This is a genomic window from Nonlabens dokdonensis DSW-6, from assembly GCF_000332115.1.
GTDB lineage: Bacteria > Bacteroidota > Bacteroidia > Flavobacteriales > Flavobacteriaceae > Nonlabens > Nonlabens dokdonensis.
The window spans coordinates 764,520-787,067 of record NC_020156.1; the positions used below are offsets into that span (position 1 = coordinate 764,520).

Genomic DNA, 22,548 nt, shown 5'->3' on the forward strand with positions numbered 1-22,548 from the left:
GTGTTTTTGTTTGTTTCCGCTGAAGTTCATACTGAGCGAAGACGAAGTGCGAAAGCCCGCCTGAACGCCTTGGTGATTTTAGCGTTGCTTCTTGTCGGAATCGGCGGGCAGGCGCAACAACTACAATCCTACATCCAAGAAGCTGAAGCGAACAATCCAGAAATTCAAGCTTTTGAACTGCGCTATAATATCGCCGAAGAAAAGGTAAACGAAGCCAACTGGATTCCCAATACCGAAGTAAGTGCTGGCTACTTTGTGAGCGAGCCTGAAACCAGAGTTGGCGCACAACGTGCACGGATAGGTGTAAAACAGATGTTGCCGTGGTTTGGTACTATTACCGCTCGTGAAAATTATGCCACCGCAATGGCAGATGCCGAATATGTGGACATCACGATTGCAAAGCGCAAGCTCGCACTTTCGGTCGCACAATCCTATTATAGCCTGTATTCTATACGTGCCAAGCAAGCTGTGCTGGATGAAAATATACAGCTTCTGGAAACCTACGAGCAACTTGCACTCACGTCTGTAGAAGTAGGAAAAGCGAGTGCCGTAGACGTGTTGCGACTTCAGATTAGACAAAATGAATTACAACAACAACAGGAAGTGCTGGAAGAAGAATTTAGAGCAGAACAAACGGCTTTCAACAATTTACTCAACCGCGAATCAATGATGACTGTTGACGTAGTTCCAGAAATGGAAATTCCGCAGGAAGACCCTTTTTATGACAATGAAGCGCTTGCACTCAACCCTGAACTGCTCAAATATGACAAACTTTATGAATCGGTGGCACAATCTGAACTGCTCAACCAGCGTGAGAGTTTGCCTATGATTGGTTTTGGCGTGGATTATTTGCCCGTAACGGAACGCAGCGATGTCAACTTCAACGATAATGGGAAAGATGTATTGATGCCTATGGTGTCAGTTTCCATACCCATTTTCAACAACCGCTACAAATCCATTTCAAAACAAAATGAACTGCGACAGCAAGAAATAGAGACCCAAAGGGAACAGCGATTGAATGTGCTGGAATCCGCTTTCGCGAAAGCGCAATCGCAACGCAACCAAGCTCGCATCGCTTACAACACACAAGTCCGTAACCTGAAACAAGCCCAAGATGCCGAAGAAATTCTGGTAAAAAATTATGAAACTGGCACTATAGATTTTAATGATGTGCTGGACATTCAGGAATTGCAGTTGAAGTTTCAAATGAATCAAATTGAGTCGGTACAACGGTACTATGTGCAATCGGCCATTATTAACTATTTAATCAACTAGTTATGGTCAAGGATTTTTACATAAAAAATATGGTTTGTGATAGATGTATCAAGGTGCTCAAATCTGAAATTGAATCGCAGGGCATTGAACTAAAAGAAATTGAATTGGGACGTGTAAAACTTGACATCAAGAACGACGATGAGCGATATGCCTTTAAGGAAATTCTGAGTAATAACGGCTTCGCAATTATCGATTCTGCTGAGGATACACTAACTGAGCAGGTGAAAATTATTCTTATAAAAATGATGGAAAATCTACCCATCCAACTAAGCGACAAATTATCTAAGCACCTATCAGAAAAATTACATCAAGACTATTCAAAAATCAGTAAGGTATTCTCATTCACACAAGGAAATACCATTGAAAAATACTTCATTAAACTGAAAATCGAAAAGGTCAAGGAACTCATACAAACACAGGAAAAGAATTTTACCGAGATAAGTCAACTATTGGATTATAGCCATATCAATCATTTGAGTAGACAATTTAAGACCGAAACAGGAATGAGCTTAACGACCTATAAAAAGCAACAGCAAAATTTTAGGAATTCATTAGACCAAATTTTATAGATAAGAACCAAGATTATGACACAACTCGCTGAAAAACAGCTTTAATTTTGGTAAAAATTAAAAATAAATATGAAAAAACTACTAATATTTTTCTTAATACTATTTGGATTTGCAATGCAAGCACAAAAACCAGACAATCCTTTTGTGGCCAACAAATCCGAAGAAAATGTTGATAATTGGCCAGAACGTGTCTATGATTTAACTATTGATTATGAGACTGTAAACTACACGGGTAAAGATGTAAAAGCGATGACCTTTAATGGTAGTATTCCTGGTCCAACTTTAGAATTTAATGAAGGGGAATTTGCTATTATTAACGTAACCAATAAAATGGATGTAGAAACATCTGTGCACTGGCACGGTTTAATACTTCCACATTTTTACGATGGTGTACCTTATCTAAATACACCACCTATTAAGCCAGGCGAAACTCAACAGTACAAATTTGCGCTCAAACAATCTGGAACTTATTGGTATCACTCACATACGGGATTGCAAGAGCAACGTGGTGTTTATGGCTCAATTCAAATCAATCCTAAAGAGACCACATTAGAGTATGATAAAGATTTGGTACTCGTACTTTCGGACTGGATGGATGAAAATCCTAAAACACAACTCCGTAACTTAAAACGAGGTAATGAATGGTACCTCATTAAGAAAAATCAAGTACAAAGTTGGGATAAAGTAATCGCCAGAGGTGCTGTTGGAGCTAAGTTGAAAATGATGTGGCAACGTATGCCAGATATGGCTATACTTGACAATTACTACGATTATTTTTTTATAAATGGAAAACCTGAACAGAACTATACTGATTTTAAACCTGGTGAAAAGGTAAGGGTACGTTTTGTAAATGCAGCTGCTGCCACTTATTTCTGGCTTACATTCGGTGGCGAAGACCCTACGCTAGTAGCAGCGGATGGGTTAGATGTTGTTCCTGTACCACACAATAAAACATTAATCGGAGTTGCCGAAACATATGACTTTATAGTAACTATTCCAGAAAGCGGAAAGCTGGAAATCCTTGCAACTTCACAAGACGGTTCTGGTAAAGCATCTACCTTTTTAGGAACAGGCAATACATTGAAAGCTCCAGAAGTTCCTAGACCTGATTTGATTAAACAGATGCAAGAGATGATGTCAATGGATATGAAAATGGGAGCCCCAGCAGTTAAGTTCAACCCTTCAAAAAATGATAGTATTGAAAAAATGAAGAAATACGCAATGAAGATGGATGGAATGCAAATGGATGGAATGAATATGAAAGATGACAAAATGCAGATGGATGGGATGCAGAAAGATAAAGATTCCATCAAAATGAAAGACAACGGTATGGCTCATCAGGATATGAAAATGAAGGAAGATAAGATGCAAATGGATGGTGGAATGAAAATGGGCTATATGGTTCCAAAAGACAAAGTGATAGGTGATAATATGAAAACAGGTGGTAATCCTGAATTTAATTATCACTATTTAAAAGCGCCAGAAAGTACCGAATTTGACGAAGACAGACCTACACGTGAGATGCTATTTAACCTAACTGGTAATATGAACCGATATGTATGGTCAATAAACGGAGTACCACTTTCAGAAACCGATAAAATAAAAATCAATCAGGGAGAAGTTGTACGAATAACGCTTAACAATATGACAATGATGCACCACCCAATGCATCTACACGGACACTTTTTTAGGGTACTTAATGAAAATGGTGAGCGCAGTCCATTAAAACACACGGTTAATGTTGCACCGATGCAAAAGGTAGTCATTGAGTTTGCTGCGGATGAAAAGGGTGATTGGTATTTTCATTGTCACGTTCTATATCATGTAAACAGTGGTATGGCTAGAATTTTTAGCTACGATACACCACGAGATGAACGATTAGAAGGATATCCTTTGACCAATCTTACCAATGAGGCAAATCATATGTTCACTTGGGGAGAAGTCACTGGGGCAAGCCATATGACAGAATTATATTATACGGCAACGAACATTCGTAATCAGTTTACCTTAAGAGGAGAATATGGCTGGAATGAAAATTTAGAAGCAGAGTTTACATACGAGCGTTGGCTCAATAGTTATTTCAGGGTTTTTGGAGGCGTAAATGTTGAAAACGAAGGCGTGGATAGCCTTGAAGAAATATCTACCACAGGTGTCGTAGGTGTTCGTTATTTGCTTCCACTTCTAATCGATTCCGATTTACGGATTGATAACAAGTTACGTCCTACTATCTCTTTTGCGACAGCGACTATGATATTTAGAAATGTTGCTCTTTATGGTGAGTATGAATACCAAATGGATTTTGGTTGGGTAAATGATTTTGAAGAAGGGACTGATTTTGAAGAAGAAACGACTTGGCAAGTAGGCCTTGAATATGTACTGAGTAGAGATTTCTCTTTAATGGGAAGCTATGACAACCGTTTTGGATGGGGTGGCGGACTTTCATTAAGATTTTAAAACAATAATTAACTTAAATAAACAACAAAGATGAAAAAAGTAAAAAGAACACTAGGTATGATGGCACTTGCTGCTACAACGGTACTAACGGTTTCCTGCAAAGATGTAAACAAGAACGAACCGGCTGCACCTATGAGTAATGAGATGCATCAAGAGTCTATGGATGACAAAGACGATATGGCGATGAATGACAACCAAGATGCAAAAGCAGAAGCAATCTTGAATGACTATTTCAACTTAAAAGATGCGTTAGTAGGAGACGATAATGATAAGGCGAAAGAATTGGGAAATACATTGGCTCAATCTCTTAAATCTTTTGACGCATCAAACTATTCTGATAATGAAACATCAGAATTAAATGACATTATCGAAGATGCCACAGAACACGCAGAACACATTTCAGAAAGTGATATCAAGCATCAGCGTGAACATTTTAAGATATTAAGTAAGGATGTAACCGATATGGTGGCAATTACTGGTACAAAGACTAAACTTTACGAGCAATTTTGCCCTATGTACGATGGTGGTACAGCGTGGTTGAGCAAAGAAGAAAATGTATTGAATCCCTATTATGGAAGTTCAATGTTGAGATGTGGTAAAGTACAGCGAGAAATCAACTAATTGAAGTATTTAAAAATCATAGCGTGGCTTTCACTTGTGGCATTGGTAGTGATCCAGCTCTTTCCAGTAACCTTGAACGAGAGCGATACTGTACCACAAAATGATTTTATGATAATAAATCAAGTACCTGCAACGATTAAAAATCAGTTGCAGGTTTCTTGCTATGATTGCCATAGCAACAATACAGAGTATCCGTGGTACAGCAAGATACAGCCTGCCGCTTGGTATCTGGAGGACCACATACAGGAAGGAAAGGATGAACTTAATTTTAATGAATGGGACACCTATTCCAGCCGAAGGAAAAACAGCAAGTTGCGTTCTATTATAAAACAAATAGAAAGCGGCGAAATGCCGATGGATAGTTACGAGCTCATTCACGGTGATGCGCGAATGGACAGTACCGCAGTAAAAGAAATTATAGGCTATATGGATAGCTTAAGAGAAGATTAAGTCCTGATACGGGAAAAGTAATTTTCATTGATGGTTGGTTAGAACCTTTCTCGTATCAGGCACAAATACAGTAATTATAAAAATGGAACTAGAAAAAATAGACTCATTTTACAAGCAGCTTTTTCGCAAAGCTGGACTTACAATAGCTGTAATTCTGGTAGTTGCATTTGTAGATATAGGTCTTATTTCTAACATTGAGTATAATTGGAATGTATGGATGGTATTTATGCTTACTGTTGTAAAAATATTCTTCATTGTGCATCTTTCTTTCAGCCAACTTGTAAAAATTATAAGTCAAAGCCATTTACTTAGTCACGTACTTGTTCTATTTACCTTATTAATAGGTTTAATCATCTTTTCTTTTGCAAGCGACTTCGCAGCATTACACCTCATAGATGACAATAATTTTAAGAGCAACTATGATATAAATAGTTCTATCTGGACGGTGTTCTTTGAGTATTTCTACTTGAGTATTATAACATTTTCATCTGTTGGATACGGAGATATAGTTCCAGTTTCTATAGTGGCTAAATCGACAGTGATTTTGGAAGTGGGATTGCGATTCTTTGTGCTTGTCTTTGGAATCGCAAATGTTAATCAGATTAAAATAAATCAAGAATGAAACACACATATCAAATACAAGGAATGTCTTGTAAAGGTTGTCTGAGAACGGTAAAAAGTGCGTTATCAGATGTTGTAGGAGTTACAGACGTAGCTATTGATTTTGAAAATCAAACGGCTACCATTGAGATGGAGCAACACATTGAAATTGAAGAATTTGAAAATGCGGTCCAAGAGAGAAAGGCTAAATATCATATACATCCAATCAAACCTGATGGAATCAAAACGCGCACTTATCCCATAAATGGTATGACGTGTAATGGTTGCAGAGCACACGTAGAAAAGACTTTATCACAAGTTGACGGTGTCTTAGATGTTACCGTCGATTTAGAAAAAGCTGAAGCCTTCATAGATATGAAAAGTATCATTCCGTATGAAACTTTTCAGGAGGTTTTAAAAAACGATGGAGATACCTACACTATTTATAAAGCTGGACAACGTCACACTACCGAAGTCGAAAAACAAAAACCACAACCCAAAGGCAAAGGAACGGGAACGTTCTATTGTCCGATGCATTGCGAGGGCGATAAAACCTATGACCAACCAGGCGACTGTCCTGTTTGCGGAATGGATTTGGTTGAAGAAGTTAACCTAACGGTTACTTCCGACACGCAATATACCTGCCCGATGCATCCCGAAATCGTAAAAGACGAACCGGGAAGCTGTCCCATTTGCGGAATGGATTTGGTCCCTATGGAACCCGACTTGTCCGCAGAAGAAAAAACCTATAAAAAACTGCTAAAAAAGTTCTGGATAGCGGTCGCATTCACATTGCCCATTTTTATCATTGCAATGTCCGAAATGCTGCCCAAAAATCCACTCTACGATATTTTGGAACTGAAATATTGGAATTGGATTCAATTTGCTCTTTCAATACCTGTGGTATTCTACGCCACTTGGATGTTTTTTGAACGCGCCTACCGCAGTATCAAAACTTGGAACTTAAATATGTTTACGCTTATCGGAATCGGTGCAGGCGTTGCTTGGCTCTTTAGTGTGTTCGGAATGCTCGTGCCCGATTTTTTCCCTAACCAATTCAAGACCGAAGCGGGTACGGTTCACGTCTATTTTGAGGCGGCTACGGTGATTCTAACTTTGGTGCTACTTGGTCAAGTCCTCGAAGCTCGTGCGCATAGCAAGACCAATTCAGCAGTCAAGGAACTTTTAAAATTAGCACCGAATAAGGCAGTTAAGTTGGTTGATGGCGAAGAACAGGAAGTAGCCATCGATGAAATTGAATTGGGTGACATTCTGCGTGTGAAGCCGGGCGATAAGATTCCCGTGGATGGGGTGATTACCGAAGGCGAAACTTCCATCGATGAATCGATGATTACAGGCGAACCTATTCCAGTAAACAAATCTACCGATGATAAAGTAAGTAGCGGAACTATCAATGGCAATCAGTCCTTTTTGATGAAAGCTGAAAAGGTAGGTTCCGATACCTTGTTATCACAGATTATACAGATGGTCAACGATGCCAGTCGTAGCCGTGCACCCATCCAAAAGTTGGCCGATACCGTTTCGGGATATTTCGTACCAATCGTTGTTATAATCGCTGTTGTTACATTTGCCGTTTGGGCAATTTGGGGTCCAGAACCCGCTTACGTTTATGCTTTGGTCAATGCCATTGCCGTATTGATTATCGCCTGTCCGTGTGCTTTGGGACTTGCGACACCAATGTCCGTAATGGTCGGTGTTGGTAAAGGCGCACAAAATGGTGTGCTTATCAAAAATGCCGAAGCTCTTGAAAAAATGGATAAAGTAGATACTCTCATTATCGATAAGACCGGAACGATAACTGAAGGAAAGCCTACAGTTGAGAAAATGGGATCTTTCGACAACGGTTTTACGGAAAGCGAAGTGCTACAATTTATTGTTTCCCTTAACAGCCAAAGTGAACATCCGCTCGCAGAAGCCACCGTAAAATATGGAAAAGAACAAAACGCAGAGTTTTTAAACGCAGATGGATTCAATGCAGTTACCGGAAAAGGGGTTGAAGGTAAAGTGAATAGTAAGGAAGTGGCTTTAGGTAACGCCAAAATGATGGAACAGGCAAATGCCACACTTACCGCAGCTATGGAAAACGAGGCACAATCCTACCAAAAACAAGGTAAGACGGTTTCCTATCTCGCTGTTGAAAGTCAAGTTGTAGGCTACGTGGTCATAGGTGACAAAATAAAGGAAACGAGCTCAAAAGCTATCAAGGATTTGCAGGATAAGGGAATTGCAGTCATAATGCTTACGGGCGATAATCACGACACCGCCAAAGCTGTCGCCGATGAACTTAACCTTGCCGATTTTCAAGCAAGTATGCTTCCAGAGAACAAGCTACAGGAAGTCGAGAAATTACAAGAGCAAGGCAAGGTGGTTGCAATGGCAGGTGACGGCATCAACGATGCACCTGCACTCGCTAAAAGTGATGTAGGTATCGCTATGGGAACAGGTACGGATGTTGCCATTGAAAGTGCGGCCATTACCTTGGTCAAAGGCGATTTACACGGTATCGTAAAGGCAAGAAACCTAAGTGATGCAGTAATGCGCAATATCAAACAAAACCTCTTTTTTGCAATGATTTATAACACGCTGGGTATCCCGATTGCAGCAGGACTACTGTATCCGTTTTTCGGAATACTCTTATCCCCAATGATTGCGGCTTTGGCAATGAGCTTTAGTTCGGTTTCAGTAATTGCCAACTCATTACGTCTAAAAAGTAAAAACATATAATCTAACTAATTGAATACTTATGAAATATAAAATTTTGATAATCCTATTGGTACTTGTTGTCAGCGGATGTAAAAACGAAGAAAAGAACAATTCAGAAATAGGGACAGAACACAATCATACCCAAAGTGAACCTAAATCCGAGAACAAAAAATCCCTTAGTCCACATACATCGGCAATGGCGATGATAGGTGATGCACATATTCATATAGATTATTCGTCGCCAGGTGTAAGGGATAGAATTATTTTCGGTGGACTGTTGGCTTACGACCAAGTCTGGCAGGCTGGTGCCCATATGGCTACTTGGCTGGAAACAAATAAGGATTTAGAAATTGACGGTAAAGAATTGAAAGCTGGGAAATATGGATTTTTTGTAATTCCGAATCAAAAAGAATGGACTGTCATTTTCAACAGGAACTGGAACCAACACGGTAAGGACGACTATGATGCGAGCGATGATGCATTACGATTTAAAGTAACACCTAAAATTTCCGAAGAAATCAAGGAACATTTAGAGTATAAAGTAAACAAAACAACAGAGACTTCAGGAACAATCTCAATGAGTTGGGAAAAAGTCACGATTGAGTTTCCTTTTGAAATAAAATAATATGGTGAACAGAAAAACAGCGAAATGGATTAGAAAAGCGCACCGCTATTTGGGTATCTTTTTAGGTATTCAGTTTCTGATGTGGACGATTAGTGGGATGTATTTCAGTTGGACGGACATCGACGAAATCCACGGTGACCATTTTAAGAAATCGGCACCGGTGCAGACCTCTTTTGATAATTTGCTCGGTACATCCCAACTGGCTACAAAAGAATCCGTAAAATCTTTGGAACTACTGGAAATCGCAAATGAACCTTATTATTGGATTAATGAAGCACAGCTTTATAATGCAAGAACGGGACAAAGGAAAAATGGAATTTCTAAAGAAGAGGCACAACAAGTTGCAAATAGGTATATGTTGGACGATTTAGAAATAGCAAAAATTCAATTAGTCGATTCTGTAGGGTCACATCACGAATATCGCGGTCGCCCACTTCCAGCTTATGAAATCTTGTATGAGACACCACAAAATTTAAAAGCCTATGTGGCGGTTGAAAATGGCGCTTTTCAAACGGTGAGACACAGGGATTGGCGCTGGTTTGATTTTCTTTGGATGACCCATACAATGGATTATCAGGGAAGGGATAATTTCAACACGTTGTTGTTAAGGGCATTTTCACTTTTGGGATTGATAACCGTATTGAGTGGTTTCGTTTTGTGGTATATCAGTTCCCCATCAATCAGAAAACTAGAAAAGAAGATTAAATAATTAATAACAAAAAAACCAAAAATTATGAATTCAAACGAACACGAAAACAAGAACAAAGGAATGAGCCAATACACTAAATTCTTCCTTATGCTAGGGTCATCATTTATAGCAATGTACATCACAATGTATTTAAATACCTACGAGTTTGACCACGTGTGGTTCAGTCTTACACGATTTTATATGGTGTGTCTAGGAATAGCTACTATGGCTGTTATTATGTTGTTATTTATGCTGAATATGTATAAAGACAAGAAAAAGAATATTGCAATTCTCGCAGGTAGTGTTATATTGTTTTTGGGAGCATTAGGACTAGTACGCGACCAAAAATCCACTGTGGGCGACGTACTGTGGATGAAAGCAATGATACCGCACCATTCTATAGCAATTTTAACAAGTGAGCGTGCAGATATTAAAGACCCAGAAGTAAAAAAACTAGCAGAAGACATTATTAAGGCACAACGTAAGGAAATTGCAGAGATGAAAGCAATGATTGAACGTCTAGAAAACGAAAAATAAGATTATGAATAAGAATATTTTATATATAGCAATAGCCGTTATCATAGGTTTGGGCGCTGGCTGGCTAATTTTTGGAAATAGCTCAGACAATGCAGCAAATAAGGATACGTCTGATATGTCCGATCAACACGACCATTCTGGCGAGAGTGCAGACCAGATGTGGACGTGCTCAATGCATCCACAGATTATGCAACCAGAAGCTGGCGATTGTCCTATATGTGGAATGGACTTAATCCCTGCTGAAGCTGGTGCTGAAGGTCTCGCAGCAAACGAGATAAAAATGACCGAAAATGCTATGGCATTAGCAAATATTCAAACCACTATCGTGGGCAATGCAGAAGCCAGCGATGATGATGGGATGACATCCCTTTCTGGAAAAATAGCTGCTAATGAAGAAAACAATACTGTGCAAGCCAGCTATTTCAAAGGAAGAATAGAAAGACTCAACGTCAACTATGAAGGTCAACAAGTAAATCGTGGTCAGCTGCTCGCAACCATTTACGCACCAGACCTTGTAGCGGCACAACAGGAATTGATTACCGCAGCATCGTTGAAAGAATCGCAACCCGCTTTGTATAAAGCAGTTCGCAATAAACTCAAAAACTGGAAACTTTCAGATACACAAATCAATGCTATTGAAGAAAGTGGAACGGTACGAGAGAATTTCCCGATTTATGCAACGGTTTCCGGAACGGTTTCAGAAGTAATGGCAGCACAAGGCGATTATGTAAATCAAGGACAGCCTATTGTGAAGTTGAGCAACCTCAATTCGGTTTGGGCAGAATTTGATGCCTATGAAAATCAAATAGCGCTATTCAACGTTAGGCAAAAAATCAACATCACGACCAATGCCTATCCAAATAAAGAATTTGAGGGAACAATTTCATTTATTGACCCAATTTTAAATAATGCTACAAGAACGGTAACGGTACGTGCAACCCTTCAAAATAGAGACGACCTATTTAAACCAGGAATGTTTGTTACAGGTAAGGTTAAAGGCGCAACACAAACTATGGAAAACACCCTTACCGTGCCTGCAAGTGCTGTGTTATGGACGGGCGAGCGCTCATTGGTATATGTGAAAACCAATCCTAACGAGCCTGTATTTGAAATGCACGAAGTAACCTTGGGCAATCGCTCTGGCGAAACTTACCAAGTATCGGCCGGATTAAATAATGGCGATGAAATTGTTACCAATGGAACATTTACAGTAGATGCAGCGGCACAGTTACAGGGTAAAAAATCAATGATGAATCAGCAAATGATGCAGGACGAATCAGCAATGATGGGCGATATGGAAATGAGTTTCAGCAATGCGTTTAGTTCTGATTTCGACAAAGCATTACCATCATATCTCAAAATGAAAGATGCCCTTGTAGCAAGCGATGCAAGTCAAGTTTCCGCTTTCGCGAAAGCGACATCATTAAAATTAAAAGCAATATCGACTGATGATTTAAGTACGATGGAAAAACAACACTTAACCAAAAGTATTGAGATGCTGGATGCCGTTGCAAACAATGATAATCTGGAAAACCAGCGCGCTCACTTCGTCATTCTAAACGAGAATATCGTGCCTATTGCAATGAGCATAAAAAACTCGATAAATTATTACATTCAGAAATGCCCTATGGCAAATAACAATAAAGGTGCGGTATGGCTAAGTATGGAAGAAGAAATAAGAAATCCATACTATGGCGATGCAATGTTGACTTGCGGAAGTGTGATTGATTCGTTGTAAAAATCATTTGCAACACAGTTGCACCAAAAAAATTTTATCTTTGCATTGTGAAAGTTGTAGCAATCATTTTATCGTTTTATTTCTTGGCACTCAATGTAGTGCCTTGTAGCGATGCGGCAAATAGAGCTGATGATACCCAAGTAGTTACAGTAATCGATATTGATGGCGACCACGACCAAGACTGTGAGTTATGCTCGCCTTTTTGCCAATGCCATTGTTGTCACGTTCACACGATAAATTTTGGGCTTGTTGCATTTCAACCGCTACAGCCTGCTATTCCTCAAGAATTCTTTGCCCATTTCGATGACCTTGGCAAAGATATTCCCCATTCCCTTTTTCAGCCACCTCGGGCATAATTCAGTTTTCATAGGATAACTATATCCTTTTTTGAAGTTTTCCTAATGGGAATGCTCAACTATGTTTTTGCTACGCGAAAACGCAAACTCGTTTTTTAACTGAATTAATACATTAATCTATGATTAACAGAATCATTGATTTTTCAATCAATAACAAATTTATTATTGGCTTGTTTACCTTGACTCTTGTAGGTGTCGGTATCTGGTCAATGGCAACGGTAAATCTTGGGTCTGTGCCAGATATTACCAATAATCAAGTGCAAGTCATCACGCAATCGCCCAATCTGGGAACGGAAGATATTGAACAGTTCGTGACCTATCCTGTAGAATTATCTATGGGTAATTTACCGGGCGTTACCGAAATAAGATCTATCTCACGTTTCGGACTCTCTGTAGTAACCATCGTTTTTGAGGACGATATGGGGACTTATCTTCCTAGACAACTGGTAGGGGAAAAACTCAACGAACTTGGAGAATCTATACCTGAAAAATTTGGAAGTCCATCTATGGGTCCCATTTCCACAGGATTAGGTCAAATTTATGAATACACCATTCAGCCAGGGAAAGGATTTGAAAACAGATATTCGCCTATGGAACTGCGTACCATCCAGGACTGGGTTATCAAACGACAACTTACTTTACTGGAAGGTGTGGTAGAAGTTAACTCATATGGTGGTAGCATTAAGCAGTACGAAGTTGCCGTCGATCCAGAGAAGTTAAATAGTATGGGCATCAGCATTTCACAAGTGTATGACGCTCTTGCTATGAACAATGTCAATACAGGTGGTGCCTATATTGAGAAAAATAAAATGTCAAACTTCATAAGAGGCGAAGGTCTTATTCGCTCTTTGGAAGACATCAAGAATATCTCGATTATCAACGAAGGCAACATTCCCATAACAATTGGAGATGTAGCAACGCGTGTCCATTTTGGGAGTCAGGTACGTTATGGTGCATTTACCCAAGACGGTAAGGAAGCCGTGGGCGGTATGATTATGATGCTCAAGGGTTCTAATCCTAATGCAGTTATTCAAAATGTAAAGGATCGTATGGCAGAAATTGAAAAATCCCTGCCAGAAGGTTTAACGATCGCCCCTATCATTGATCGTAGTGAGCTTATTGCCAGAACTACAGATACGGTTAAAACTAATTTACTGGAAGGTGCTCTAATAGTGATTTTTGCCCTTGTGTTATTGCTGGGTAGTTTAAGAGGTGGAATCATAACAGCCACGACCATACCATTGTCCTTACTTTTTGCCTTTATCCTGATGAAGCAGTTTAATGTATGGGCAAACTTAATGAGCTTGGGAGCTATTGATTTTGGGATTATCATAGATGGTGCGGTAATTATTATAGAAGGAACGGTTTATGAGATCCAAAAACGGATTAGGTCTGGCAAGCTAAAATTCAATCAAGGCGTGATGGATAAAGTGGCTTATGATGCAGGAAGCACGATGATGGGTTCCGCTTTTTTTGGACAGATAATTATCCTCATCGTTTTTACGCCTATACTTTTTCTAACTGGTGTAGAAGGTAAAATGTTTAAACCTATGGCATACACCTTTGGCTTTGCAATGATAGGTGCCATCATCTTGTGTCTCACGTATGTGCCTATGATGGCAGCGCTTTTTATGAAACCAGTACAAAATACCAAAAACTGGTTCGGCAGGTTCGAGCGTTGGCTCGAAAAAATAAGCGATAAAATTATAGGTGCTATTCATAGTGCATATATGCCATTATTAAAGGGAGCCCTTAAACTAAAACTTATTGTTTTATCAGCTGCTACCGTATTACTTCTTATTGCTGGTTTTATCTTTTCTAATATGGGTGGAGAATTTGTGCCCCAGCTTGATGAAGGAGATCTAGCAATGCAAGCGCTCATTAGACCAGGAAGTTCATTATCCGAATCTATTGAAGTTTCCAAGAAAATAGAAACTATCCTATTAGAAAATTTCTCTGAAATTAAAACAGTCACAGCTCGTATAGGTGTTGCAGATATTCCTACAGATCCTATGCCTATGGATATTGCAGATATGTACATCATCCTAAACAAGGATATGGACGAGTGGACAACAGCTACTACTAAAGAAGGTTTGATAGATGCCATTAGAGACAAATTAGATGAAGAACTCGTGGGTGTAAATTTAGTTTTTACCCAACCAGTAGAGTTACGATTTAACGAGCTGTTAGAAGGTGTAAGAGAAGATATTGCGGTAAAGCTGTATGGCGAAGATTTAGATGTGTTATCACAAAAGGTTCAGGAAATGGCAGCGATTATACAGACCGTTCCTGGCGCTGGTGATGTGAGTGCAGAACGAACTGCAGGATTACCACAGATGACCGTAAAATATAAGCGTGATAAAATGGCGCAATATGGACTGGATATTCAAAAAGTAAATGATTACATAAGTACCGCATTCGCTGGCGGAACTGCAGGAGTAATTTTTGAAGGCGAGAAACGATTTGATCTCGTGGTACGATTTGATGAAAGCCATAGAAAAAGTATCGATGACCTACGCAATATGTATATCGATCTTAAGGATGGCAATCAGATACCCATTATCGAAATAGCCGAAATTGAATACGTCCCTGGACCTATGCAAATTTCACGTGACAATACGTATAGAAGAACCTACGTAGGTGTAAATGCAAGAGGCAGGGATGTGGAGTCTGTAGTAAAAGATATTCAGCAAAAATTAGATGAAGAACTGGACTTGCCATCAGGCTATTATATTACCTATGGTGGCGAGTTTGAAAATCTACAAAGCGCAAAGGATCGTTTGATAATCGTTGTGCCCATCGCCCTGTTTTTAATATTTATACTGCTGTACTTTGCCTTAAAATCCTTTTCACAATCGCTAATGATTTACATAGCGATTCCCTTGGCGGCCATCGGTGGTGTGTTTGCCCTATGGTTGCGGGATATGCCATTTAGTATTTCGGCAGGTGTCGGCTTTATTGTGCTATTTGGTGTTGCAGTTCTTAACGGACTGGTACTTATAAACCGATTTAATTCCTTAAAAGAAGAAGGTGTGATAAGTATAAAGGATAGAATATTTCAAGGGACTAAAGAACGTATTCGTCCCATTATGCTCACGGCCACCACAGATATTTTTGGGTTTTTACCAATGGCATTTTCCACATCAGCCGGTGCAGAGGTGCAACAACCGCTCGCTACGGTAGTTATTGGTGGGATGCTTACGGCCACCCTACTCACGTTGATCGTACTTCCCGTGCTCTATACCTTTATAGAAAAGCGACGTGAGCGCAAAGACCAGAACAAGATTGGTTCGTTTAATCCGCAAGCATTGGCCACGATTTTAATACTTGGTTTTATGTTAGGTGGTACCGCTTTCGCGCCTGCCCAGAGCGCAGTCGAAGGGAAAGGGCAACAAACACAAGCACCTGTGCCAGACCTCATTGTTCAGGATAGCATTACACCCATTACCTTATCTCGGGCTGTAGAAATTGCTAAAGAGAATTATCCAGCACTCAAGACGAGCCAACTCGAAATAGAAAGACAGAGCGCACTCACGGGCAATGCCTATGACTTCGGTAATACTAAAGTATTTACAGGTGGCGAAGAAGTGGCAGATGGTCAGGGCATTTATACCTTGATAGGTATCGGTCAACAAAATATTGATCTATTGGGAATAGGTGCCAAAAAACGCTTGCAACAACAACGCATCCAGTTAGCCGAAACAGCTTTTGACCTATCTGAAATCCAGATAGAACTGGAAGTCAAAAAAGCCTGGTCAGAAGCTTTTCAGGCAAAGAAGAAATTTGTTCTTTATCGAGAACTGGACAGCATTTATGGTCAATTTGCACAATCTGTAGAACTCAATTTTGAAGTCGAAGCCATTTCGAGACTGGAATATGCTGCTGCGCGCAATCAAGCGTTACAGATAACCAACAGGTTTCAGCAGGCAGAAACAGATTATTTAATCGCATTACAAAAACTCAATCTTTGGTTGACACCAGATACGATGTACACCGTAGCTGATGAATTTGAAGCTACCGAAATTTCGGTGTTAGAGACTGATGATACATTGGATGAACATCCCGAGTTATCGCTTTCGCGAAAGCGTATAGACGAAGCACAGGCAAGCTATGATGCAGCAAGAGCAAATTTGTTGCCCAAATTCAATCTGCAAGGTGGCCTGCAACGTGTAAATGGCGATAGTGGTTTCTACACCTATCAGGCAGGGATTTCCATACCGCTGTTTTCTGGCCCAGACCGCAGCCGCGCAAAAGCTGCTAAACTGGATGCACAGATTGCAGAAACCAATGCCGCATTCAAACAACGCGAGCTGCAATCCCAATATACACAAGCACAGCAAAATTATACACGATGGCGAGATACTTGGTTTTTCTATAAAACCGAAGCTCTGCCACTTGCCATAGACCAGCGCAAAGGCGCATTGCTCGCCTACAAAGAAGGTGCGCTTGATTATGCAGCATTCACGCAAATTATACGTGATGCCATACAGACCGAAATGGATGCGCTGGACGCACTCGATAATTATTTAGAAGCCTTGTTTAAACTACAATATTTCCAAAACTAAAAAAAGATGAAAAAATTAAAATATATACCGATTACCACAATGCTTATGGCATTGACATTATTCAGCTGTGGCGAGTCAAAAACTGAAGATGGCCACGATGAAGCCACCCATTCTGAAACAGAAGAAAATCACTCTGAAGGGGAAGATGAAGAAGATAATATGGAAGGCGAAGCTAAGGAAGTAATGCTCACGGCACAGCAGTTTGAAGCCTTACAGATGGAAATTGACACGCTCTCACAACGTTATATGAGCGGTTATGTAGAAGCAAATGGCACGCTGGAAGTACCACCACAAAACGAAGCATCCATTACCGCCATAACAGGAGCAAATGTGGCATCCATAGAAGTAATAGAAGGTGATGAAGTGAAAAAAAATCAAGCGGTCGCCTATCTCTCACATCCCAGCATCATACAGATACAGAGCGATTACTTAAATGCACACAGCAACAGTCGGTTTTTAAAACAAGAATACGAACGTCAAAAAAGGCTTTATGAAGCTGGTGTGGCATCTGGTATGAATTTCCAAAAGGCAACGGCAGACTATCAGTCATCTACCGCAATGGTAAAAGGGCTTGAAGCACAGTTGCGACAGTACAACATCAATGCAAGTGGCGTGCGCAATGGTACCATATACCAGCGTGTTGCGTTGCGCAGTCCCATTGCAGGTGTGGTAGAAAAGGTTTTCATAAAAACTGGTCAATATGTAGAACCACAGACCAATCTTATGGAAATAGTAGATACAGACCACGTACACGCAGATTTGATGGTTTTTGAAAAAGATGTGGACAAAGTGAAGAAGGGACAAAAGGTACGTTTCAGTATCCAATCGCGTCCAGGAAAAGAACTGGAAGCCGTAATTTATTCGGTTAGCCAGACCTTTGAACAAGACCCAAAAGCAGTGCACGTTCACGCTGAAATTGAGAATAAAGAAAGTGGTCTTATCCCTGGTATGTATATAAAAGGTAAAATTGAAGTTGATAACCAACAGACTACAGCACTACCTAAAAGTGCCATAGTTACAGAAGCTGGAAAGGACTATGTATTTACAGCGCAAGGAGAAGGCGATGTGTGGAGTTTTACACCAATAGAGGTTACAACCGGCGAGAAAGATGGCGACTGGATTGCCATACGCTTTTTTGAAACCCCAGATCCCAATACACGTTTTGCATTCAACAATGCCTATTACCTGATGGGAGAAATGAAAAAGGGAGAAACTGAACACGAACATTAATAACTATGGATAAGACAAGAAGAAATAATCTTAAACAAGCCAGAACGCTACAGATTTGGAACGTTGTTTATGATGTTATTGAAGTAGTGGTCTCGCTTATAGCAGGATTTACGGCCAATAGTTCAGCATTAATTGGTTGGGGATTAGACAGCACGATTGAAGTGGTAAGTGCGGGAACATTAGGCTGGCGACTGCACGGCGAGATTAAAGGTATCGATGAAGAAAAAGTAAAACGAAGACAAAAAATCACGTTAAACGTAATTGCAATTTCATTTACGCTCATCTGTATTTTCATTTCCTACGATTCCATTACAAAGCTTATAAATAAAGAAACCGCAAACTGGAGCACTTTGGGACTGATTATATTATTGGTTTCCCTCGTTGTAAACCCAATTCTAATATATTTCAAAAGAAAATATGGAAAGAAATTGGATAGCCCTGCCTTGTTGGCAGATGCCAAGGACACCTTTATTTGCCTGTACCAGACCGTGGTCGTACTTATAGGATTGCTATTAGTCAACTGGCTGGGCTGGTGGTGGGCAGATCCCGTTGCGGCCTTGCTCATCGTCCCGTACGCAGCAAAAGAAGGCTGGGAAGCCTATAACAAGGCTAAAAACATCAACCATAACACCGCACAAAATGACTGAAATTGAAAAAACATTAAATGACCATAACGTGCGTCCCACCGCAATGCGCATATTGATTTATAAGTATATGGCCGATAGGGATGCCGCCATCGCCCTGACTGATATTGAAAATGCTTTCGCAAAAGCGGATAGAACCACATTGTACCGAACCCTAAAAACGTTTGAAGAAAAAAACGTGGTACATCACATAGATGACGGAACTGGAATCTCTAAATACGCACTTTGTGAAGAAGGCTGTAATTGTGAAATAGAACAGGATTTGCACTTGCATTTCCATTGCACTAACTGTGACGAAACGGTTTGTTTAACGGAACAAAAAATCCCGCATATCAATTTGCCCGATGGATATTTGGCAGAGGATGTTAATCTCGTGGTTACGGGAATATGTGAAAAATGTAGCAGTAATTTACTTTAACAAACAAATTAGATTGATTTTGAAAAAAAGCACTTTTATAATAACTAAAATGGACTGCCCTTCAGAAGAGCAGATGATTCGGATGAAGTTAGAGTCTTATGCTCAAGTAAAACACTTGGATTTTGATATTCCTAACAGAAAATTGGAAGTATATCACGTGGACGACGTCAAGGCGATAAAAACGTCTATAGCCAGCTTAAAACTTGGGGATTCCTTAGAAGGAACCACAGAAGCCGAACCACCCGTAATGGAAGACCAATCCAAACAAAAAAGAATCCTATGGTGGGTCTTGGGCATCAACTTTGGCTTTTTCGTTATCGAAATGACCACCGGTTGGATTTCTTCTTCGATGGGTCTTGTGGCAGACTCATTAGATATGCTGGCAGATTCCATCGTATATGCATTAAGCCTATTTGCGGTAGGCGGTGCCATTTCAAGAAAAAAGAAGGTTGCGAAATACAGCGGATACTTTCAGATGGCATTGGCAATACTTGGGTTTGCAGAGGTCTTGAGAAGGTTTTTTAGTGATACCGAAACACCTTTGTTCCAATGGATGATTATCGTTTCAATTTTCGCATTGGTAGGTAATTTGATATCGCTCTGGCTTATCAACAAAACCAAGAGCAAAGAAGCTCATATGCAGGCAAGTGCCATTTTTACGTCCAATGATATCATTGTCAATGGTGGTGTTATAGTAGCAGGGATACTGGTTTATTTTCTGAATAGTAAATGGCCCGATTTGGTGATTGGCGGGATCGTTTTCACTTTTGTAATGCGCGGTGCATTGAGAATACTGAAATTATCGAAGTAGTTTTTAAAATAATATCAAACTTGATTAGAACATATGAAAAAGAAAAAAGTAAATTTACGGGACATTGACCCAAAAGAACATAAGGGCGAGCACAGTCACGATGATGACCATAACCATAGCAGCCCTGAAGAAATTTCAAACTTTAGAACCTATCTACCGGCAATTTTCAGCTTTGTGATGCTGATAGCCGGAATTGCTATTGATTACTTTGATGCGTTTCTTTTCTTCAAAGGATGGATTCGCATAGTGTGGTACACGGTAGCCTATATACCTGTGGGATTCCCTGTAATTAAGGAAGGTTGGAAGAGTGTCAAAAATGGTGATTTTTTTACGGAATTCTTCTTAATGTCCATAGCCACTTTAGGTGCATTTGCCATTGGCGAATATCCCGAAGGTGTTGCCGTAATGCTGTTTTATGCTGTGGGCGAACTCTTCCAAAATGCGGCCGTTAACCGTGCGAAAGGAAATATAAAAGCCTTACTCGATGTAAGACCAAATGAGGCATTAGTTTATCGTGATGGCGATTATGTTTCAGTAAATCCCGAGACAGTTGAAATTGGCGAAAAGATACAGGTACGTGTAGGCGAAAAAGTTCCGCTTGATGGTATTCTGCTTTCTGAAAAGGGTTCTTTTAATACTGCTGCCTTGACAGGCGAAAGCAAACCTGATACTATTGCTAAAGGCGATACCGTTTTTGCTGGAAGTATTAATCTCGATGGAGTTATTGAAGTTGAAACAACAAAAGAATTTAAGGACAGTTCCATTGCACGTATTCTCGATATGGTGCAAAACGCAACTGCTAGAAAATCAAAAACGGAATTGTTCATTAGAAAATTTGCGCGGATTTATACGCCTATCGTTGTATTCCTTGCCATCAGCCTGACGTTTCTTCCTTACTTTTTTGTAGATGATTATGTGTTTAGAGATTGGTTATATCGTGCATTGATATTCCTCGTGATTTCGTGTCCTTGTGCTTTGGTTATCTCGATACCGCTAGGTTATTTCGGTGGTTTGGGAGCTGCTTCACGTAATGGTATTCTTTTTAAGGGTGCGTCCTTTCTCGATGCAATGACTCAAGTTAATACCGTAGTGATGGATAAGACGGGAACGGTCACTAAAGCAGTATTTAAGATTAAAGAAATTGTTACTGGTTCCGCTTTCGCGAAAGCAGAATTTATGAAATACCTAATGGCAATGGAAGAGCAATCCACGCATCCAATAGCAATAGCCATTATGGAATATAAGGCTGAAGGAGCAGATTATAATGCTACAGACGTTTCTGAAATTGCAGGTAAAGGTTTGAAAGGTAGCGTAAATGGAAAAACAGTCTTAGTTGGGAACAAAGCATTGATGACAGCACATCAGATAGAAGTTCCAGCAGAAACAGACAACATTGTTGAGTCTATAGTGATGGTAGGTATAGATGGCGCATTTGCAGGTTATGTAACAATCGCCGATGAATTGAAAGACGATGCGCATCAAGCGATCAAAGAAATAAGGGCAGCAGGAATCGATAAGATTATTATGCTTTCTGGAGATAAGGATTCTATCACTCAAGAAGTAGCAAAAGAATTAGGCATCGACTGGGCAAAAGGTGGAATGCTTCCAGAAGACAAACTCAATGAGGTGGAAAAATTAAAACAGCAACCAGATACTAAGGTGGCTTTTATAGGTGATGGTATTAATGATGCGCCTGTACTTGCGGCTAGTGATGTAGGAATCGCGATGGGCGGTCTTGGTAGCGATGTGGCTATTGAAACCGCAGATGTTATTATACAAACAGATCAACCCAGTAAAATCTCAAGAGCGATAAAAATAGGCCGTTCTACACGTCGGGTTGTTTGGCAAAATATCATACTTGCCTTTGGCGTGAAAGTTATTGTATTAATATTAGGCGCTGGAGGTCTCGCCACAATGTGGGAAGCAGTCTTTGCAGATGTAGGTGTAGCATTGCTGGCTATTCTCAATGCTGTTCGATTGCAGAAAATGAAGTGGGAGTAAACATTACAATCTAATAGTATTTTCAATAAGCATTGATTTTGAGAGTGTTAAAGAAATATCACTCTTCAAAAAGTTCGAACTCTGTCCCGTTGAGTTCACAATTTATTACAAAGCTTTTTAAACCAATTGTTTAAGGAGCTTTTTTATATTACCTAAAAACTTTAAATATTATTTAGTTATCTGTAAGACAGACTTTTATAGGTTTGAACTATGTCTTTACAATAAATTCGAAGTTTTTTTGG

The 22,548-nt window shown here is 39.9% G+C and carries 18 protein-coding genes; all 18 read left to right on the top strand.

Annotation, left to right across the window (positions count from 1 at the left end; translation table 11 throughout):
* Positions 1-69 precede the first annotated feature (69 nt).
* The gene (locus tag DDD_RS03430) at positions 70-1,275 is read left to right on the top strand and encodes a TolC family protein (RefSeq protein WP_015361351.1); all 1,206 of its coding nucleotides are present in this window, start codon (positions 70-72) and stop codon (positions 1,273-1,275) included.
* 2 nt (positions 1,276-1,277) lie between these two features.
* Positions 1,278-1,844, top strand: a complete 567-nt coding sequence (locus DDD_RS03435) for a helix-turn-helix domain-containing protein (protein WP_015361352.1) — start codon at positions 1,278-1,280, stop codon at positions 1,842-1,844.
* 69 nt (positions 1,845-1,913) lie between these two features.
* Complete coding sequence (locus DDD_RS03440) at positions 1,914-4,298, top strand: multicopper oxidase domain-containing protein (protein WP_015361353.1); 2,385 nt, start codon at positions 1,914-1,916, stop codon at positions 4,296-4,298.
* A 30-nt stretch (positions 4,299-4,328) separates the two neighbouring features.
* The gene (locus DDD_RS03445; protein ID WP_015361354.1) at positions 4,329-4,919 is read left to right on the top strand and encodes a DUF3347 domain-containing protein; all 591 of its coding nucleotides are present in this window, start codon (positions 4,329-4,331) and stop codon (positions 4,917-4,919) included.
* Positions 4,920-5,369: a heme-binding domain-containing protein gene (locus DDD_RS03450; RefSeq protein ID WP_041566899.1), complete on the top strand. Its 450-nt coding sequence runs from the start codon at positions 4,920-4,922 to the stop codon at positions 5,367-5,369. It abuts the gene before it with no gap.
* Between the two features lie 82 nt (positions 5,370-5,451).
* A complete protein-coding gene (locus DDD_RS03455) occupies positions 5,452-5,991 on the top strand; it encodes an ion channel (protein ID WP_013750626.1) in 540 nt (179 codons plus the stop codon).
* Positions 5,988-8,714 carry a heavy metal translocating P-type ATPase gene (locus DDD_RS03460; RefSeq protein ID WP_015361356.1) on the top strand — a complete coding sequence of 909 codons (2,727 nt, stop codon included), beginning with the start codon at positions 5,988-5,990 and terminating at the stop codon, positions 8,712-8,714. The genes DDD_RS03455 and DDD_RS03460 overlap by 4 nt, the downstream gene beginning before the upstream one ends.
* Before the next feature lie 19 nt (positions 8,715-8,733).
* Positions 8,734-9,318, top strand: coding sequence for a DUF2911 domain-containing protein (locus DDD_RS03465; protein ID WP_041566900.1), 585 nt, complete (start codon positions 8,734-8,736; stop codon positions 9,316-9,318).
* Position 9,319: 1 nt separating this feature from the next.
* A complete protein-coding gene (locus DDD_RS03470) occupies positions 9,320-10,027 on the top strand; it encodes a PepSY domain-containing protein (RefSeq protein ID WP_015361358.1) in 708 nt (235 codons plus the stop codon).
* Positions 10,028-10,051: 24 nt separating this feature from the next.
* Positions 10,052-10,543, top strand: coding sequence for a DUF305 domain-containing protein (locus DDD_RS03475; protein WP_174270037.1), 492 nt, complete (start codon positions 10,052-10,054; stop codon positions 10,541-10,543).
* Between the two features lie 4 nt (positions 10,544-10,547).
* Complete coding sequence (locus DDD_RS03480; RefSeq protein ID WP_015361360.1) at positions 10,548-12,281, top strand: efflux RND transporter periplasmic adaptor subunit; 1,734 nt, start codon at positions 10,548-10,550, stop codon at positions 12,279-12,281.
* 47 nt (positions 12,282-12,328) lie between these two features.
* A complete protein-coding gene (locus tag DDD_RS18370; RefSeq protein ID WP_041566902.1) occupies positions 12,329-12,637 on the top strand; it encodes a DUF6660 family protein in 309 nt (102 codons plus the stop codon).
* A 119-nt stretch (positions 12,638-12,756) separates the two neighbouring features.
* Positions 12,757-17,202 (top strand): CusA/CzcA family heavy metal efflux RND transporter, encoded by a 4,446-nt coding sequence (locus DDD_RS03490; RefSeq protein WP_041566903.1) that lies wholly within the window; start codon positions 12,757-12,759, stop codon positions 17,200-17,202.
* Positions 17,203-17,208: 6 nt separating this feature from the next.
* Positions 17,209-18,432, top strand: a complete 1,224-nt coding sequence (locus tag DDD_RS03495) for an efflux RND transporter periplasmic adaptor subunit (RefSeq protein WP_041566904.1) — start codon at positions 17,209-17,211, stop codon at positions 18,430-18,432.
* A gap of 5 nt (positions 18,433-18,437) precedes the next feature.
* Positions 18,438-19,079, top strand: a complete 642-nt coding sequence (locus tag DDD_RS03500) for a cation diffusion facilitator family transporter (RefSeq protein WP_015361363.1) — start codon at positions 18,438-18,440, stop codon at positions 19,077-19,079.
* The gene (locus tag DDD_RS03505; RefSeq protein ID WP_015361364.1) at positions 19,072-19,494 is read left to right on the top strand and encodes a Fur family transcriptional regulator; all 423 of its coding nucleotides are present in this window, start codon (positions 19,072-19,074) and stop codon (positions 19,492-19,494) included. Before DDD_RS03500 ends, DDD_RS03505 begins: the two co-directional genes overlap by 8 nt.
* Positions 19,495-19,513: 19 nt before the next feature.
* A complete protein-coding gene (locus tag DDD_RS03510) occupies positions 19,514-20,305 on the top strand; it encodes a cation transporter (protein WP_179943824.1) in 792 nt (263 codons plus the stop codon).
* A gap of 33 nt (positions 20,306-20,338) precedes the next feature.
* Positions 20,339-22,306 carry a heavy metal translocating P-type ATPase gene (locus DDD_RS03515; RefSeq protein ID WP_015361366.1) on the top strand — a complete coding sequence of 656 codons (1,968 nt, stop codon included), beginning with the start codon at positions 20,339-20,341 and terminating at the stop codon, positions 22,304-22,306.
* Positions 22,307-22,548: the final 242 nt, after the last annotated feature.

Coding starts and splice junctions, on each gene's coding strand:
- DDD_RS03480 (WP_015361360.1), top strand. CDS start 10,548: ATGAATAAGAATATTTTATATATAGCAATAGCCGTTATCATAGGTTTG.
- DDD_RS03500 (WP_015361363.1), top strand. CDS start 18,438: ATGGATAAGACAAGAAGAAATAATCTTAAACAAGCCAGAACGCTACAG.
- DDD_RS03445 (WP_015361354.1), top strand. CDS start 4,329: ATGAAAAAAGTAAAAAGAACACTAGGTATGATGGCACTTGCTGCTACA.
- DDD_RS03515 (WP_015361366.1), top strand. CDS start 20,339: ATGAAAAAGAAAAAAGTAAATTTACGGGACATTGACCCAAAAGAACAT.
- DDD_RS03435 (WP_015361352.1), top strand. CDS start 1,278: ATGGTCAAGGATTTTTACATAAAAAATATGGTTTGTGATAGATGTATC.
- DDD_RS03455 (WP_013750626.1), top strand. CDS start 5,452: ATGGAACTAGAAAAAATAGACTCATTTTACAAGCAGCTTTTTCGCAAA.
- DDD_RS03505 (WP_015361364.1), top strand. CDS start 19,072: ATGACTGAAATTGAAAAAACATTAAATGACCATAACGTGCGTCCCACC.
- DDD_RS03495 (WP_041566904.1), top strand. CDS start 17,209: ATGAAAAAATTAAAATATATACCGATTACCACAATGCTTATGGCATTG.
- DDD_RS03475 (WP_174270037.1), top strand. CDS start 10,052: ATGAATTCAAACGAACACGAAAACAAGAACAAAGGAATGAGCCAATAC.
- DDD_RS03490 (WP_041566903.1), top strand. CDS start 12,757: ATGATTAACAGAATCATTGATTTTTCAATCAATAACAAATTTATTATT.
- DDD_RS03440 (WP_015361353.1), top strand. CDS start 1,914: ATGAAAAAACTACTAATATTTTTCTTAATACTATTTGGATTTGCAATG.
- DDD_RS03465 (WP_041566900.1), top strand. CDS start 8,734: ATGAAATATAAAATTTTGATAATCCTATTGGTACTTGTTGTCAGCGGA.
- DDD_RS03460 (WP_015361356.1), top strand. CDS start 5,988: ATGAAACACACATATCAAATACAAGGAATGTCTTGTAAAGGTTGTCTG.
- DDD_RS03470 (WP_015361358.1), top strand. CDS start 9,320: ATGGTGAACAGAAAAACAGCGAAATGGATTAGAAAAGCGCACCGCTAT.